The organism is Streptomyces sp. NPDC001443 (genome assembly GCF_053597355.1).
Map to the genome: position 1 here is coordinate 1 of NZ_JBSFIA010000024.1, position 16921 is coordinate 16921.

Genomic DNA, 16921 nt, shown 5'->3' on the forward strand with positions numbered 1-16921 from the left:
GTTTAACCAGGTGGAATCCCCCCACCGCCCCCGGCGGCGCCCGGGCCGGCCGCCCCCCCCCCCGCCCCCCCGGGACCGCCGCACGCGGCGGACCGGGCGGGCCGGACCGTGTGGCCGAGCGGGCCTCGGAAGTCGGCCGAACCGACCGGGCGGGCGGCCCGGGTGGGAGGAAGCCCGTCGAAGGCGTCGGGGGCGGGATGGTCCAGGATGGACGCATGAGTGAACCGACCAGGATCGCCGCTCCCGACGGGGTCGCCCCCGCGGCGCAGTACAGCCATGTCGTCACCGCCACCGGCCGGCTCGTCGCGGTCTCCGGCCAGGTCGCGCTCGACGAGGACGGGACGCTCGTCGGCGCGGGCGACGCGGCGGCCCAGGCCCGCCAGATCTTCCGGAACCTGCGGCACTGTCTGGCCGCGGCCGGAGCGAGCTTCGACGACGTCGTCAAACTCACCTACTTCGTCACGGACATGGCCCAGATGCCCGCGATCCGGGCGGCCCGCGCCGAGCACATACCCGACGACCGGCTCCCGGCCGCCTCGGCCGTGCAGGTGGCCGCGCTGGTCCGGCCCGAGTTCCTGATGGAGATCGAGGCGTTCGCCGTGGTGGACGCGTGAGCGGACTCGTCGTCAGGGACATGGAGTTCGCCGACTGCGACCGGGTCTCCGAGATCCGTGTCCGGGGCTGGCGGAGCGCGTACCGGGGCCTCATGCCGCAGACGTACCTCGACGGCCTGAGCGCGGCCGCGGACGCCGAGCGGCGCCGCACCTGGTTCAGGCAAGGTGACGGCCAGGTGGGGAACCTGGTCGCCGAGCGGGGCGGCGAGCTCGTCGGCTGGGCGGCGCACGGACCGTACCGGGACGGCGAAGTGCGCACCGAGGACGCCGAGTTGTACGCGATCTACGTCCACCCCGGGCACTACGGCGGGGGCGTCGGCCGGGCGCTGCTGGCCGAGTCGGTCCGCCTGCGCGCGGCCGCCGGGCACCCCCGCATGTTCCTGTGGGTGCTGAAGGAGAACACCGGCGCCCGGCGCTTCTACGAGCGGGCGGGCTTCCGTGCGGACGGCGCCGAGGAGCCGTTCGAGGCGGGCGGGACGGAGGTCCTCGAGGTGCGATACGCCCGGGACCTGACGGGCTGACGGCTTGACGGACCGACGGCCGCGAAAGCCGGGCCGAGGGCCTCACCCGCGCCGCGGGATCCGTGCCAGCGCGCGCACCGCCGGCTCCGCCAGCGCCGGGTGGGCGAGGGCCTCGTCGAGCACGGGCCGGGCGCGGGGGTCGCCCAGCGTCCCGAGCCCCTCGACACAGGCGAGGGCCACCCGGCGGTACGGGTCGTGCGGGGAGCGCAGCCGTCGGCGCAGCACGGTGATCAGTGCGGGTACGGACTCGGGGGCGTCCAGTTCGACGAGCAGCCGGACCGGGTGCAGCGCGTAGGCCACGCGCAGTTCGTTGGTGGCGAGGGCGGCCGCCGCGCGGGCGGTACGGGGGTCGCCCAGCCGGGCCAGCGCGTACGCGGCCGAGACGCAGCGCTCGGGGTCGCGGTGGTTGAGCAGCAGGACGAGCGTCTCGAAGGCGCGCCGGTCGCCGGCCAACCCCAGCCGGAAGGCGGCCAGTTCCCTGGCCCACAGGGGTTGCCCCGGGGCGGTGAGCACCTCCGCGAGCGCGTCGTGATCCCTGGTCGCCGCCAGCCGTTCGCAGTCGGCCGGTCCGCCCGACTCCCGCCGTAAGCGTTCCGTGAGTGATCGCAACTCTTCGTCCATGGGGTCGAGACTAGGGCCGGTCCCGGGCGTGCAGTGCGGCTCCCGGTCCGCAGGTCGCAAAATCAGGGGCTGGCGCGCTCGTTACTCACGGGTTAAGCTCAGACGAGCGAGTTCACCCACTCGCGTTTCTCCTCGTACCGGCCTGGTGACGCAGCCGGTTCGAGTGTGGTCGGTTCGGTGCCTCGTGTACCGCTGTACGACCCGGCTCCGGGACAGGGCCGGTCGGTTCCCGCCGTTCGCCGCACGGGCGTGTGCACGCCCTCCCCGCTCCCGGTTCCGTCCGGACGGAGACCCGCGGCGTCGGCACCGGGCGTGTGCGCATGCAGCCCGCCAACACCCGCACTCCTCGCACCCCGTGCGCCTCTCGCGGCGCACCCGGGCGCGCTCCCAGTCGTCACCCTCTCTCCAGGAGTCCCGCGATGGCCACTCCCCTGTCCGACACCTCTCTGTCCCCCCTGAAGACCATTGCCGTCGTCGGCCTCGGCACCATGGGCACCGGCATCGCCGAAGTCCTGGCCAAGGCCGGCCGTGAGGTCGTCGGTATCGACGTCAGCGAGTCGCAGGCCGCGCTGGCCGTCGCGGCCCTGGAGTCCTCGACCGCCCGCGCCGTGCAGCGCGGCCGGCTGACCGAGCAGGAGCGCATCGACGTCCTCGCCCGGGTCCGCACCTCCGGTGACCTGCGGGCCGCCGCCGACGCCGACCTGGTCATCGAGGTGGTGCCGGAGTCGTACGAGATCAAGCACCAGGTCCTGCGCGAGCTGGACGGCATCGTGCGCCCCGAGACGATCCTGGCCACCGGCACCAACGCGCTGTCGGTGACCCGGCTGGCCGCCGACTCGGCCCGCCCCGAGCGCGTGCTCGGCCTGCACTTCTTCAACCCGGCCCCGGCGATGAAGCTGGTCGAGGTCGTCTCCTCGGTGCTGACCGCGCCGCAGGCGGTCGCCGCCGTCACGGACCTGGCGGTCGATCTCGGCAAGGAGCCCGTCGCGGTCGGCGACCGGCCCGGGTTCCTCGCGGACGGGCTGCTGTTCGGCTACCTCAACCAGGCGGCCGCGATGTACGAGGCGAAGTACGCCTCCCGCGAGGACATCGACGCGGCGATGCGGCTGGGCTGCGGACTGCCCATGGGCCCGCTGGCCCTGCTCGACCTGATCGGCGTCGACACCGCGCGTACGGTCCTGGACGCCATGTACGCCGAGTCCCGCGACCGGCTGCACGCCCCCGCCCCGATCCTCAAGCAGCTCAGCGAGGCCGGCCTGACCGGCCGCAAGTCGGGCCGCGGCTTCTACACCTACGACGCCCCCGGCAGCGCCACGGTCGTGCGGGACGCGCTGACGCCGCTGGAGGGTGCCGAGCTCACGCCCGGCCGCCAGGTGCGCTCCGTCGGCGTGGCCGGTTCCGGGACGATGGCCTCCGGTATCGCCGAGGTCTTCGCGAAGGCCGGTTACGCGGTCGTGCTGGCCGCCCGCAGCGAGGAGAAGGCGCAGGCGGCCAGGGCCCGGATCGGCAAGTCGCTGGCGCGTTCCGTCGACAAGGGCCGGATGAGCGCCGAGGCCGCGGCGGAGACCCTGGACCTGATCACCGCGGCGGGCTCCTACGACGCCTTCGCGGACGTCGACCTGGCCGTCGAGGCCGTCGCCGAGGACCTGGAGGTCAAGCGGCAGCTGTTCGCGACGCTGGACAAGGTCTGCAAGCCGGGCGCGGTGCTGGCCACCACCACGTCCTCGCTGCCGGTCGTCGCGTGCGCGCGGGCGACCACGCGTCCGCAGGACGTGATCGGCATGCACTTCTTCAACCCGGCCCCGGCGATGAAGCTGGTCGAGGTCGTCCGTACGGTGCTGACCTCGGACGACGTCCACGCGACGGTCCGCGAGGTCTGCGTCCGGATCAAGAAGCACGCCGTCGACTGCGGCGACCGGGCCGGCTTCATCGTGAACGCGCTGCTCTTCCCGTACCTCAACAACGCGATCAAGATGGTGCAGGAGCACTACGCGTCGCTGGACGACATCGACGCGGCGATGAAGCTGGGCGGCGGCTACCCGATGGGCCCCTTCGAGCTGCTGGACGTCGTCGGACTGGACGTCTCGCTGGCCATCGAGAAGGTCCTGCACCGCGAGTTCCGCGACCCCGGCCTGGCCCCGGCACCCCTCCTGGAGCACCTGGTGGCCGCGGGCTGCCTCGGCCGCAAGACGGGCCGGGGATTCCGCGAATATGCCCGCCGCTGAGCGTCCCGGCGACCGGTTCCGGTCGGGCACGGACTGGGGCGGACTGCTCGATCCGGGTGGATTCGGGCGGTCCGGCCGGCCCGACCCTCCCCCGCCCCTCCAGGGCGGGGGAAACCCCGGACCTGCGCACCGAGCTGCGCACATGCAGTACGTTCGGGGCATGCCCCAGCCCGCCAAGTCCTCACGTACCCCAGCCGCGCCAGACGCACCGGAGAGCGCCGCGGGCAGCCGCGCGGCCGCGCAGCGGCTGAAAATGCGCCGCGAACTGGCGGCCGCCGCGATGGAGCTGTTCGCGACCAAGGGCTACGAGGCGACCACGGTCGACGAGATCGCGGCCGCGGCCGGGGTCGCCCGCCGCACCTTCTTCCGGCACTTCCGCTCCAAGGAAGAGGCGATCTTCCCCGATCACGACGACACCCTGGTGCGCGCGGAGGCGGTGCTGAACGCGGCACCCCCGCACGAGCACCCGCTCGACACCGTGTGCCGGGGCATCAAGGAGGTCATGCGGATGTACGCGGCCCGGCCGGAGATCTCGGTCGCCCGCTACACGCTGACCCGTGAGGTGCCCACCCTGCGGGAGGCGGAGATCGCCTCGGTGGCCCGCTACGAGCGGCTGTTCACCCGCTATCTGCTGGGCCACTTCGACGAGCACGCGCACGACGACGACGCCAACGACGACCCGCTGCTCGCCGAGGTCGCCGCGTCCGCGGTGGTCACCGCCCACAACCACGTCCTGCGGCGCTGGCTGCGGGCCGGCGGCCAGGGCGATGTCGAGGCCCAGCTCGACCACGCCTTCGCCATCGTGCGCAAGACGTTCGGTTCGGGGATCGGCGCGGGCCGCGGGACGGCCCCCAAGCCCGCCGCGGCCCCGGCGGCGGTCTCCCACCAGGGCGAGGTCCTGGTGACGGTCGCGCGCACCGACGCCCCGCTGGACGAGGTCATGCGGACCATCGAGGAGGCGCTCCGGGAGCGCTGACCACCCGACCGACCCCTGTGACGACGGCCACCCTCCCGGGTGGCCGTTTTGGCATGTCAGGGCACTTTTTCCACCGGATTTCAGAGCCCGTTCGATCGATCATCGCTCATTTGTTACGTAAAGATTTCATCTGAGATGAATTTCTGGCACCCCGTGCCTTGCACGGTGACACGGAGTGCCATACGTTGAAGTGGTCCGGGCGGCCGGCGTGCAGAGACCATTCGCACGTCGGCTGTCCCCGCAACCACCTGGTCGCGCGCCCGGACGCCTGCGTCACAGGCAACCTCCCGCGCCACAAAGCGCTGCCGAAGCTCCACCCCCGCCGAACCGACGGCACTCCTCACACCCTCAGCAGCACCGCCGCAACCCTCAGCGCCCCTCCCTCAGGGCGCTCACCGCCGGAGGCAACACCGTGACCGTTAAGGACATCCTGGACGCGATCCAGTCGCCGGAATCGACGTCGGCCGACTTCGCCGCTCTCGAGCTGCCCGAGTCGTACCGCGCGATGACCGTGCACAAGGACGAGACGGAGATGTTCGCGGGCATGCAGACCCGCGAGAAGGACCCGCGCAAGTCGCTGCACCTCGACGAGGTGCCGCTGCCGGAGCTGGGCCCGGGCGAGGCCCTGGTGGCCGTGATGGCCTCCTCCGTCAACTACAACTCCGTGTGGACCTCGATCTTCGAACCGCTGTCGACGTTCGGGTTCCTGGAGCGCTACGGCAAGCTCTCCGAGCTCACCAAGCGCCACGACCTGCCGTACCACATCATCGGTTCCGACCTCGCGGGCGTCGTCCTGCGCACCGGCCCCGGCGTCAACGCCTGGAAGCCGGGCGACGAGGTCGTCGCGCACTGCCTGTCGGTCGAGCTGGAGTCCTCGGACGGCCACAACGACACGATGCTCGACCCCGAGCAGCGCATCTGGGGCTTCGAGACCAACTTCGGCGGCCTCGCCGAGATCGCGCTCGTCAAGTCCAACCAGCTCATGCCCAAGCCCGGTCACCTCAGCTGGGAGGAGGCGGCCGCCCCGGGCCTGGTGAACTCCACCGCCTACCGGCAGCTGGTCTCCCGCAACGGCGCCGGCATGAAGCAGGGCGACAACGTCCTCATCTGGGGCGCCAGCGGCGGCCTCGGCTCGTACGCGACGCAGTTCGCGCTGGCCGGCGGCGCCAACCCGATCTGTGTCGTCTCCAGCCCGGAGAAGGCCGACATCTGCCGCTCCATGGGCGCCGAGAACGTCATCGACCGCAACGCCGAGGGCTACCGGTTCTGGAAGGACGAGCAGACCCAGGACCCGCGGGAGTGGAAGCGCTTCGGCAAGCGCATCCGCGAGCTCACCGGCGGCGAGGACATCGACATCGTCTTCGAGCACCCCGGCCGCGAGACCTTCGGCGCCTCCGTGTTCGTCACCCGCAAGGGCGGCACCATCACCACCTGCGCCTCGACCTCGGGCTACATGCACGAGTACGACAACCGGTACCTGTGGATGTCCCTGAAGCGGATCATCGGCTCCCACTTCGCCAACTACCGCGAGGCGTGGGAGGCCAACCGCCTGATCGCCAAGGGCAAGATCCACCCGACGCTGTCCAAGGTCTACTCCCTGGAGGACACCGGGCAGGCCGCCTACGACGTGCACCGCAACCTCCACCAGGGCAAGGTCGGCGTGCTCTGCCTGGCGCCCGAGGAAGGCCTCGGCGTGCGCGACGAGGAACTGCGCGCCCAGCACGTCGACGCCATCAACCGCTTCCGGAACATCTGAGGTCCACCATGAGCGAGCGTCAGAAGGACCGGCCGTGGTTGATGCGGACCTACGCCGGTCACTCCACGGCGGAGGCGTCCAACGAGCTGTACCGGCGCAACCTCGCCAAGGGCCAGACCGGCCTGTCGGTGGCGTTCGACCTGCCGACGCAGACCGGCTACGACTCCGACCACATCCTCGCCCGCGGCGAGGTCGGCCGGGTCGGCGTGCCCGTCGCGCACCTCGGTGACATGCGCCGGCTGTTCCAGGACATCCCCCTGGAGCAGATGAACACCTCGATGACGATCAACGCCACCGCCATGTGGCTACTGGCGCTCTATCAGGTCGTCGCCGAGGAGCAGGGCGCGGACGTCACCAAGCTCCAGGGGACGACGCAGAACGACATCGTCAAGGAGTACCTGTCGCGGGGCACCCACGTGTTCCCGCCGGGGCCGTCGCTGCGGCTGACGACGGACATGATCTGCTACACGGTCAACCACATCCCCAAGTGGAACCCGATCAACATCTGCAGCTACCACCTGCAGGAGGCGGGGGCCACGCCGGTCCAGGAGATCGCGTACGCGATGTCCACCGCGATCGCCGTGCTGGACGCGGTGTTCGCGTCCGGCCAGATCCCGGAGGACCGCAAGGGCGATGTCGTCGCCCGCATCTCCTTCTTCGTGAACGCGGGCGTCCGCTTCGTCGAGGAGATGTGCAAGATGCGGGCGTTCGGCCGCATCTGGGACCAGATCACCCGCGACCGGTACGGCATCGCGGACGCCAAGCAGCGCCGCTTCCGCTACGGCGTCCAGGTCAACTCCCTCGGCCTGACCGAGGCGCAGCCGGAGAACAACGTCCAGCGGATCGTGCTGGAGATGCTGGCCGTGACGCTCTCCAAGGACGCCCGCGCGCGTGCCGTGCAGCTGCCGGCCTGGAACGAGGCCCTCGGCCTGCCCCGGCCCTGGGACCAGCAGTGGTCGCTGCGCATCCAGCAGGTGCTGGCGCACGAGAGCGACCTGCTGGAGTACGAGGACATCTTCGCGGGCTCGCACGTGATCGAGGCGAAGGTCGCCCAGCTCGTCGAGGACTCCCTCGCCGAGATCGACCGGATCCAGGAGATGGGCGGCGCGATGGCCGCCGTCGAGTCCGGCTACCTCAAGTCGCAGCTGGTCTCCTCGCACGCCGAGCGCCGGGCCCGGATCGAGTCCGGCCAGGAGAAGATCGTCGGCGTCAACATCTTCGAGACGACCGAGCCCAACCCGCTGACCGCCGACCTGGACACGGCGATCCAGACGGTGGACCCGGCGGTCGAGGCACGGGTCGTCGAGTCGCTCGGGCAGTGGCGCGACACCCGCTACCAGCCGCCGTTCAACCACCCCCGGCCCTGCAAGGCGCTGGAGCGCCTCAAAGAGGCCGCCAAGGGCACCGGCAACCTCATGGAGGCCACCCTGGAGTGCGCCCGCGCCGGGGTCACCACCGGCGAGTGGGCGGGCGCGCTGCGCGAGGTGTTCGGGGAGTTCCGGGCCCCGACCGGCGTCTCCTCGGCCCCGGTGGCCGTCCCCGCCGAGGCGGGCTCGCCCATGGCGGAGGTCCGCCGCAAGGTGGACGCCACCGCCCGGGAGCTGGGCAGCGGAAAGCTCCGCTTCCTGGTCGGCAAGCCGGGCCTGGACGGCCACTCCAACGGTGCCGAGCAGATCGCCGTGCGGGCCCGCGACGCCGGGTTCGAGGTGGTCTACCAGGGCATCCGGCTGACCCCCGAGCAGATCGTGGACGCCGCCCTCGCCGAGGACGTGCACGCGGTCGGCCTGTCCATCCTCTCCGGCTCGCACGCCCAGCTCGTCCCGGACGTGCTGGAGCGGCTGCGCGAGGCCGGCGCGGCGGACATCCCGGTGATCGCGGGCGGGATCATCCCGAACGCCGACGCCGAGCAGCTCAGGGCCGCCGGAGTGGCCGCGGTCTTCACCCCGAAGGACTTCGACATCACCGGGATCATCGGCCGTATCGTCGACGAGATCCGGAAAGCGAACAAGCTCGACCCCCTGGAGGTCCCCGCATGACCACGCCCGTCAACCGTCTGCGTCCGCGACGCTCCTGCCTCGCGGTCCCGGGGAGCAACCCGCGCTTCCTGGAGAAGGCGCAGGGCCTGCCGGCCGACCAGGTCTTCCTGGACCTGGAGGACGCGTGCGCGCCGCTCGCCAAGCCCGAGGCGCGGCACACCATCGTCAAGTTCCTCAACGAGGGCGACTGGAACGGCAAGACGCGGGTCGTGCGCGTCAACGACTGGACGACCGAGTGGACGTACCGCGATGTCGTCACGGTCGTCGAGGGCGCGGGCCAGAACCTCGACTGCATCATGCTGCCGAAGGTCCAGACGGCCCAGCAGGTGGTGGCGCTCGACCTGCTGCTGACGCAGATCGAGAAGACGATGGGCTTCGAGGTCGGCAAGATCGGCATCGAGGCGCAGATCGAGAACGCCCAGGGCCTGAACAACGTCAACGAGATCGCCACCGCGTCCCAGCGCGTGGAGACGATCATCTTCGGCCCGGCCGACTTCATGGCGTCGATCAACATGAAGTCGCTGGTCGTGGGTGAGCAGCCGCCCGGCTACCCGGCGGACGCCTACCACTACATCCTGATGAAGATCCTGATGGCCGCCCGCGCCAACAACCTCCAGGCGATCGACGGCCCCTACCTCCAGATCCGCAACGTCGAGGGCTACCGCGAGGTCGCCCGGCGCGCCGCCGCGCTCGGCTTCGACGGCAAGTGGGTGCTCCACCCGGGCCAGGTCGAGGCGTCGAACGAGATCTTCTCGCCGTCGCAGGCGGACTTCGACCACGCCGAGCTGATCCTGGACGCGTACGACTACTGCACGTCCGAGGCCGGCGGCAAGAAGGGCTCGGCGATGCTCGGCGACGAGATGATCGACGAGGCCAGCCGCAAGATGGCCCTGGTCATCTCCGGCAAGGGCCGCGCCGCCGGCATGCAGCGCACCACCAAGTTCGAGATCCCGGAGGCCTGAGCGCGATGCAGTTCGGACGGACCTACGAGGAGTTCGAGGTCGGGGCGACGTACAAGCACTGGCCCGGAAAGACGGTCACGGAGTACGACGACCACCTGTTCTGTCTCCTCACGATGAACCACCACCCGCTCCACATGGACACCAACTATGCGGAGAACACGACGGACTTCGGCAAGAACGTCGTCGTGGGCAACTACATCTACTCGCTGCTGCTCGGCATGTCCGTCCCGGACGTCTCGGGCAAGGCGATCGCCAACCTGGAGATCGAGTCGCTCAAGCACGTGGCGCCGACCTTCCACGGCGACACGATCTACGGCGAGACCACGGTCCTCGACAAGACGCCCTCCCGGTCCAAGTCGGACCGCGGGATCGTCCACGTGGAGACCAAGGGCTACAAGCAGGACGGCACGCTCGTGTGCGTGTTCCGCCGCAAGGTGATGGTGCCGACCGAGACGTACATCAAGGAGCGCGGCGGCGAGCAGCCCGGCCGCCCGGAGCTCAAGCAGCAGGAGAAGTAGAGATGGCGCGACTCGCCCAGACCGCCGGTCTGACCGACATCCAGCAGGAGATCCTCTCCACCGTCCGCGACTTCGTGGACAAGGAGATCATCCCGGTCGCCACCGAGCTGGAGCACCGCGACGAGTACCCGCAGCAGATCGTCGACGGCCTGAAGGAGCTCGGCCTCTTCGGGCTGATGATCCCCGAGGAGTACGGGGGTCTCGGCGAGTCGCTCCTGACGTACGCCCTGTGCGTGGAGGAGATCGCCCGCGGCTGGATGTCGGTCTCCGGCATCATCAACACGCACTTCATCGTGGCGTACATGCTCAAGCAGCACGGCACGCAGGAGCAGAAGGACCACTTCCTGCCGCGCATGGCGGCCGGCGACATCCGCGGCGCGTTCTCGATGTCGGAGCCGGCCCTCGGCTCGGACGTCTCGGCGATCTCGTCGAAGGCCGTCAAGGACGGCGACGAGTACGTCCTGAACGGCCAGAAGATGTGGCTGACCAACGGCGGCACGTCGTCCCTCGTGGCCGTCCTGGTGCGAAGTGACGAAGGACACCCCGAGGGCACGGCCCCCCACAAGTCGATGACGACGTTCCTGGTGGAGAAGGAGCCCGGATTCGGTGAGGTCCGTCCCGGTCTGACCATCCCCGGGAAGATCGACAAGATGGGGTACAAGGGGGTCGACACCACCGAGCTGATCATGGATGACCTGCGGATCTCCGCGGATCGCGTGCTCGGCGGGGTCACCGGGCGCGGTTTTTACCAGATGATGGACGGCGTGGAGGTCGGCCGCGTCAACGTGGCGGCGCGCGGCTGTGGCGTCGCCCAGCGCGCCTTCGAGCTCGGTGTCCAGTACGCCCAGCAACGTCACACTTTCGGCAAGGCGATCGCCCAGCACCAGGCGATCCAGTTCAAGCTCGCCGAGATGGCTACCAAGGTCGAGGCCGCCCATGCCATGATGGTGAACGCAGCACGCAAAAAGGACTCCGGGGAGCGAAACGACCTCGAGGCAGGGATGGCGAAGTACCTCGCCTCCGAGTACTGCAAGGAGGTCGTCGAGGACGCCTTCCGGATCCACGGCGGCTACGGCTTCTCCAAGGAGTACGAGATCGAGCGCCTCTACCGCGAGGCCCCGATGCTGCTGATCGGCGAAGGTACCGCCGAGATCCAGAAAATGATCATCGGTCGCAGATTGCTCGAAGAGTACCGAATCCAGGGCTGATTGTCCGGCTACGGGGTGTTTTCTTAGAGAAGAAGATCACACCCCGTCAGCGGCCTCCAGCCATCGACTAAGGTTCCCGACTTACCCAGTTGCGGCTCTTAGCCGCTACGATCGCCGGAAAGCCGCCGTCCCCTGATATAGCGCGGCATCACCGCTACGAAGGTCATCCATGCCCCACAGCCAGTCCTCTGCACCTCGCGGCCGGGTCCGCCTCGCGCGCGGAGCATCGCCGTGGCTTCTCCCGACCGTCGCCACCGCCGCCCTCAGCCTGGCCCGCGCACGCCGTTCCGGCGCCGCCAAGGCCGTCGCCGTGCCCGCGACCGCGCTCGCCGCGGGCATGCTGTGGTTCTTCCGTGACCCGGAGCGCGAGATCACGCAGGGCCGGGTCATCTCGCCCGCCGACGGTGTGGTGCAGAGCATCATGCCGTGGAAGGACGGCCGGACCCGCGTCGCGATCTTCATGAGCCCGCTCAACGTCCACGTGAACCGTGCGCCGCTGGCCGGGACCGTGACGTCGGTCGAGCACATCCCCGGTGGGTTCGTTCCGGCGTTCAACAAGGAGAGCGAGAACAACGAGCGCGTGGTCTGGCATTTCGACACCGAGCTCGGTGACATCGAGATGATCCAGATCGCCGGCGCCGTCGCCCGCCGCATCGTGCCCTACGTCCCGCAGGGCACGAAGGTCGAGCAGGGCGACCGGATCGGCCTGATCCGCTTCGGTTCGCGTGTCGACATCTACCTGCCCGAAGGCGTGGAGGTCGCGGTCGAGGTCGGTCAGAAGACCGTGGCTGGGGTGACTCGCATTGACCGTGATTGATCCGGAGACCCAGGCAGGCTGGGTGCCCGAGGCCGACGAGGTGGACGACGAGGAGGAGATGCCTCTTTCTCTCCGCCTGTCGATAGCGGACACGCTCACGCTCGGCAACGCCACGTGCGGCTTCATGGCGGTGTACTTCACCACCACCGGCATCCTGATCCCGCACCTCACCGGCAGCCAGGAATCCGGCATGGCCCGCCACAGCGCGGCCACCGCCGTCATCCTGATGCTGTGCGCGGCGGTCTTCGACCTCTTCGACGGCCTGGTGGCGAGGAAGCTGCGCTCCTCCCCGATGGGCGCGGAGCTGGACAACCTCTCCGACCTGATCAGCTTCGGCCTGGCGCCGGCCTACTTCGTCCTCGTCTACGGCATGGTCGCGGACGACGCGTACCAGCGCGTGGCGGCGGTGGGCGCGATCGTGGTGCTGCTGGCGGTCGTCCTGCGGCTCGCCAGGTTCTCCTGCGTGACGGTCAAGAACGGAATGTTCCAGGGCATGCCGAGCCCCTTCGGCGCGCTGACGGTCGTCTCGATCGTCCTGCTGGAGCTCCCCTTCGTGGCCACGCTGCTGGCGATCCTGGGCACCGCCTGGCTGATGGTCAGCCGCGTCGAGTACCCGAAGCCGCGCGGCCGGCTCGCCGGAGCTGTGCTCGTCTGGATCGTGCTGAGCATGGGCCTGCTGGCGGCCTGGGCCTTCGACGCCCCCGGCGGCCAGATGCTGCTCCAGACGGGCTGTGCGCTCCAGCTGGTCATGGGCGCGGTCATCCCGCTGTTCGCCACGGCCCGCCGGGTGAACAACTTCCGCGACAACCGGCGCGAGGCGCGGGCGGCGCAGCTGCCGTAGCGCTCCGCCGGGTTCGGCCGGACAAGAGAGGGGCCCCGGGTCTTCCGACCCGGGGCCCCTCTCTCTGTGTTCCCCGCGCCCCTTCAGGGGTGCGGGCAACTGCGCGAACGAGCCCCACCGGCCGCAGACGACCACCAGGGCGACCACCGGGGGCATCAGGTCAGGAAGTCGGTGGCGATCCGGACCGCCAGGCGTTCCAGGATCGGGCCCGCCTCGGAGATGCAGATGGCGATGTCGGGCTCGATCTCCGTGAGCGGGTACGCGCGCCGGATCCCGGCCCGGCCGAGCGCCTCGGGCGGCAGCGCGAGCCGGCCGCACACGGCGACGACCTCCTTGCCCGCCGCGCGGGCCGCCGCCGCGACACCGGCCGGCGCCTTGCCGTGCAGGGTCTGCGCGTCCAGCGAACCCTCACCGGTGATCACCAGGTCGGCCCGCTCCAGCGCGGGCGCGAAGCCGAGGACGTCGAGCATCACCTCGATGCCGGGCCGGAACCGCGCGCCGAGCAGCAGCGCACCGTAGCCGACACCGCCCGCCGCCCCCGCCCCGGGCGCCACCGCGTGCGCGGCGGCGCGCGTACCGACCGCCGCCTCCAGCACCTTCGCGTAGTGGGCCAGCGCGACGTCGAGCGCCTCCACGTCGTCCGGGGAGGCCCCCTTCTGCGGACCGTAGACCGCGGGCGCGCCCTTCGGGCCGGTGAGCGGGTTGTCGACGTCGCTGGCGAGCACCAGCTCCACCGAGTCCAGCCGCGGGTCCAGACCCGACAGGTCCGCCCGCGCCAGGCCGTCGAGCCCACCGCCGCCGGGCGGCACCGGCTCGCCCTCCTCGTCCAGGAAGCGCGCGCCGAGCGCGGACAGCATCCCGGCGCCCCCGTCGGTGGTGGCGCTCCCGCCGACCCCGAACACGATCGTCCGCGCTCCCGCGTCCAGCGCGCCGCGCAGCAGTTCCCCGGAGCCGTACGTCGATGCCGTGAGCGGGGCGAAGACACCCGCGGGCAGCCGTTGCAGCCCGCTCGCCTCCGCCATCTCCACGACCGCGGTGTCGCCGCGCAGCGCGAACGCGGCCGTCACCTCCTGTCCGAGGGGGCCGGCGACCCGGAGCTCGCGCCGCTCGAACCCGGCGGCGACCGCCGCGTCCACGGTGCCGTCGCCGCCGTCGGCCACGGGCAGCGCCTCGACCCGCAGGTCCGGCACGACCCGGCGCAGCCCGGCCGTCACCCGCTCGGCGACCTCCACGGCCGTCAGCGACCCCTTGAACTTGTCCGCGGCGACAAGCACCCGCCGGGTGTTGTCCACGCTTGCGTCCGCCACGCCGAACTCCCCTTGCTCTCCGGGCCCGTGCACATCGGGGCCAGTCGCGCCGTTGCGACCTTAACCGCAGCGCACGCCCGCCGTCATGCCCCGCCCGAACCCTGGGAATCCGCCGGCAGCCCGCTGTGCCGGACGCCGCGCGCGGCCGAGCGGCCGTCCCCGGAATCGGGTAGACCGAAGCCATGACCTCTGTGGGCAACGGGCCGCGGCTCGCCGACCGCGTTCTCGGCGGCTGGCTGGGCCGGATCGCGGGCAACATGCTCGGCAAGCCGGTCGAGCAGGGCGACCTGTGGACGCGGGACCGTATCGACGGCTATCTGCGGCGGGCCGGCGCCCTGCCGCTCACCGACTACCTCCCCGAGCCGGCGAGCGAGGACGACGCGGTGCGGCTGCGCCCCGAGTGGCGCGCCTGTGTCCGCGGCCGCATCGACGGGAGCTGCCGCGACGACGACGTCGACTACGCGATCCTCGGCCTCGACCTGCTGGAGACCCACGGCTTCGGCTTCAGCACCGAGCAGGTCGGCGATCTGTGGCTGCTGCGGCTGCCGTACCGTCAGACGTTCACCGCCGAGCGGGCCGCGTACCGCAACCTCGCGAACGGACTCAAGCCGCCGCTGACGGCTACGTACGACAACCCGTACCAGGAGTGGATCGGCGCGCTGATCCGTGCCGACATCTACGGCTGGACCTGCCCGGGCGCCCCGCAGCGCGCCGCCGCCCTGGCCCGCCGGGACGCGGTGCTGTCGCACACCGGCAACGGCGTGTACGGGGCGATGTGGGCGGCGGCCCTGATCGCCGCGGCGTTCACGGCGCCCAGCGTGCGGCACGCCGTGGACACCGCGCTGACGGTGATCCCGGCGAGCAGCCGCCTCGCGCGGACCGTGCGCCGGGTGACCTCGCTGCACGAGACCCGGCTGGGCTGGGCGGACACCCTCACCACGCTGTCCGAGGAGACCGCGGGCCTCGGCTGGATCCACACCGTCCCGAACGCGGCCGTCCTGACCGCCGGGCTGCTGTACGGGGAAGGCGACTTCACCCGGACCGTCGCGCTGACCGTGCGCGGCGGCCTGGACACCGACTCCAACGGCGCGACGGCGGGCTCGGTGGCCGGTGTGCTGACCGGGGCGGACGCCATCCCCGCCCGGTGGAAGGACCCGCTGCACGACACGGTCCGCAGCGCGGTCTTCGGCTTCGACGGCGCCAGGATCACCGACCTCGCGGCCCGCACCCTGCGCCTGACCGAAGCATCGGGCTTCTCCCAGGCTCCCACGCGGTGAGAACCGCGCACGAGGTCCGTGAACGCCGCTCGGCGACGCGGGCCGAGCCACGTCCACAGACCTGGACCCTCACCTACGCCGCGTCCTCCGAAAAGGCGTCCTGGTCCATCATCGCGGCGCCGAACCCGCCCAGGAGGTCTTCGATGTCCAGCTCGGTGGCACCGGCCGGGGCCGTGGGCGTCCGGCCCTCGCTCATCCGCATCACCAGACCCAGCTTCTTCACCTTCGCGTTCTCGGCCAGCTTGGCGAGGTCGACGGAGACCTCGGTCAACTCACCGTTCTTGAGTGTGAAGTCAGCCGTGACCTTGGCGTTCGGGGCGTCCTTGAGGTCCTTGTCCGTGGGCAGTTCCATGCCCGCCGGCAGGTTCTTCGCGAGCGGCCGGATCTCCCCGAAGAGCTTCGTGATCAGCGTACGGAACGGAGCGGTGGCGGTGATGTGCTCGGCGCCGTCCTTGCCGTCGACCGTCTTGAAGTCGACCTCGCGGGCGATGGTCCCGCGCAGTGCCTCCAGCAGTCGCTTCTGCGTCTTGGCGTCGAGGGTGGTCTCCGGCGCGGGCTTCGCACCCGGCACCGCTCCCATCCCGGCGGTGCCCTCCTGCATCTCCTTGGTGTTGATCTTCACCCACTCGCCCTGGAGCATCTTCTTGAGCCCGTTCGCCTCCGGGGGCAGGTCCTTCGCCGACGGCGCGGGGAAGCCCATCGCCTTGCTGACGGCGTTCACATCGGAGCGGATGTAGGTGTAGTCGCCGACGACCCGGTACTCGGTGAGGTCGCCGTCCTTGTTGCTGAGCTTCAGTGCCATGCCGACGTAGTCCTTCTCCCCGGACTCCCCGATCGGCTTCCTCGACTGCACGGTGACACTGGCCTTCACGCCACTGAACAGTTCGGCGACGTCGTCGGACATCCCCTCCCCGGCCACCGGGTCCGACGTGGCGTCCAACGCCTTCAGGCTCGCGGCGTCGGTGTCGAGATCGAACTCGAAGGAGATCGCCTTCTCCTTGCCGAGCTTCTCGAAGGCGTCGTCGAGCTTCTGCCCGGCGGTGAGCTGCTCCACGGTGCCGCAGGCGGCCGAAGCCGCCAGGACGACACCGACAACTGCGGTGGCGGTCAGGGTCTTGCGTATGGCGATGATGATCGTCTCCTCGTCAGCGCGATCACACCGTGATCGCGCTGACGAAGACTCACGAAACCGCGAAAGGGTTGTACCTCGCACGGTCGCCGTCGAACAGGCGTTGCAGCCCC

General features: G+C 70.7%; 15 protein-coding genes. 12 read left to right on the plus strand and 3 right to left on the minus strand.

Annotation, left to right across the window (positions count from 1 at the left end):
• Positions 1-215 precede the first annotated feature (215 nt).
• Together ACWC24_RS23860 and ACWC24_RS23865 are read left to right on the plus strand one after the other, a co-directional pair.
• Positions 216-614, plus strand: coding sequence for a RidA family protein (locus ACWC24_RS23860; RefSeq protein ID WP_450664891.1), 399 nt, complete (start codon positions 216-218; stop codon positions 612-614).
• Positions 611-1135, plus strand: a complete 525-nt coding sequence (locus ACWC24_RS23865) for an N-acetyltransferase family protein (protein WP_450664892.1) — start codon at positions 611-613, stop codon at positions 1133-1135. The genes ACWC24_RS23860 and ACWC24_RS23865 overlap by 4 nt, the downstream gene beginning before the upstream one ends.
• A 42-nt stretch (positions 1136-1177) precedes the next feature.
• Here the strand turns inward: ACWC24_RS23865 and ACWC24_RS23870 are convergent, their stop codons facing one another.
• Positions 1178-1756 carry an adenylosuccinate lyase gene (locus tag ACWC24_RS23870; protein ID WP_450664893.1) on the minus strand — a complete coding sequence of 193 codons (579 nt, stop codon included), beginning with the start codon at positions 1754-1756 and terminating at the stop codon, positions 1178-1180.
• Positions 1757-2175: 419 nt separating this feature from the next.
• Between ACWC24_RS23870 and ACWC24_RS23875 the strand changes: the two genes are divergently transcribed.
• From ACWC24_RS23875 to pssA, 9 genes are all read left to right on the plus strand, one after another.
• Positions 2176-3981 (plus strand): 3-hydroxyacyl-CoA dehydrogenase family protein, encoded by a 1806-nt coding sequence (locus ACWC24_RS23875; protein WP_450664894.1) that lies wholly within the window; start codon positions 2176-2178, stop codon positions 3979-3981.
• Positions 3982-4123: 142 nt separating this feature from the next.
• Positions 4124-4957, plus strand: a complete 834-nt coding sequence (locus tag ACWC24_RS23880) for a TetR family transcriptional regulator (RefSeq protein ID WP_450664895.1) — start codon at positions 4124-4126, stop codon at positions 4955-4957.
• A gap of 412 nt (positions 4958-5369) precedes the next feature.
• Positions 5370-6713, plus strand: a complete 1344-nt coding sequence (gene ccrA, locus ACWC24_RS23885) for a crotonyl-CoA carboxylase/reductase (protein ID WP_450664896.1) — start codon at positions 5370-5372, stop codon at positions 6711-6713.
• Positions 6714-6721: 8 nt separating this feature from the next.
• The gene (locus ACWC24_RS23890) at positions 6722-8749 is read left to right on the plus strand and encodes a protein meaA (RefSeq protein WP_152889570.1); all 2028 of its coding nucleotides are present in this window, start codon (positions 6722-6724) and stop codon (positions 8747-8749) included.
• Positions 8746-9711, plus strand: coding sequence for an HpcH/HpaI aldolase/citrate lyase family protein (locus ACWC24_RS23895; RefSeq protein WP_450664897.1), 966 nt, complete (start codon positions 8746-8748; stop codon positions 9709-9711). Before ACWC24_RS23890 ends, ACWC24_RS23895 begins: the two co-directional genes overlap by 4 nt.
• 5 nt (positions 9712-9716) lie before the next feature.
• A complete protein-coding gene (locus ACWC24_RS23900; RefSeq protein WP_152889566.1) occupies positions 9717-10229 on the plus strand; it encodes a MaoC family dehydratase in 513 nt (170 codons plus the stop codon).
• Positions 10230-10231: 2 nt separating this feature from the next.
• Positions 10232-11437 carry an acyl-CoA dehydrogenase family protein gene (locus tag ACWC24_RS23905; protein ID WP_152889564.1) on the plus strand — a complete coding sequence of 402 codons (1206 nt, stop codon included), beginning with the start codon at positions 10232-10234 and terminating at the stop codon, positions 11435-11437.
• Positions 11438-11606: 169 nt separating this feature from the next.
• On the plus strand, positions 11607-12254 hold the full coding sequence (locus ACWC24_RS23910) for a phosphatidylserine decarboxylase (protein WP_351617628.1): 648 nt from the start codon (positions 11607-11609) through the stop codon (positions 12252-12254).
• 22 nt (positions 12255-12276) lie between these two features.
• Positions 12277-13095, plus strand: coding sequence for a CDP-diacylglycerol--serine O-phosphatidyltransferase (pssA, locus tag ACWC24_RS23915; protein WP_162468798.1), 819 nt, complete (start codon positions 12277-12279; stop codon positions 13093-13095).
• A gap of 155 nt (positions 13096-13250) precedes the next feature.
• On the opposite strand, the gene ACWC24_RS23920 is transcribed toward pssA, so the two are convergent.
• The gene (locus ACWC24_RS23920; protein WP_450664992.1) at positions 13251-14369 is read right to left on the minus strand and encodes a glycerate kinase; all 1119 of its coding nucleotides are present in this window, start codon (positions 14367-14369) and stop codon (positions 13251-13253) included.
• Positions 14370-14584: 215 nt separating this feature from the next.
• Between ACWC24_RS23920 and ACWC24_RS23925 the strand changes: the two genes are divergently transcribed.
• Positions 14585-15679, plus strand: a complete 1095-nt coding sequence (locus tag ACWC24_RS23925; protein WP_450664898.1) for an ADP-ribosylglycohydrolase family protein — start codon at positions 14585-14587, stop codon at positions 15677-15679.
• A 73-nt stretch (positions 15680-15752) separates the two neighbouring features.
• Here ACWC24_RS23925 and ACWC24_RS23930 read toward each other — a convergent pair whose 3' ends face one another.
• On the minus strand, positions 15753-16733 hold the full coding sequence (locus ACWC24_RS23930) for a hypothetical protein (protein ID WP_450664899.1): 981 nt from the start codon (positions 16731-16733) through the stop codon (positions 15753-15755).
• Between the last annotated feature and the right edge of the window lie 188 nt (positions 16734-16921).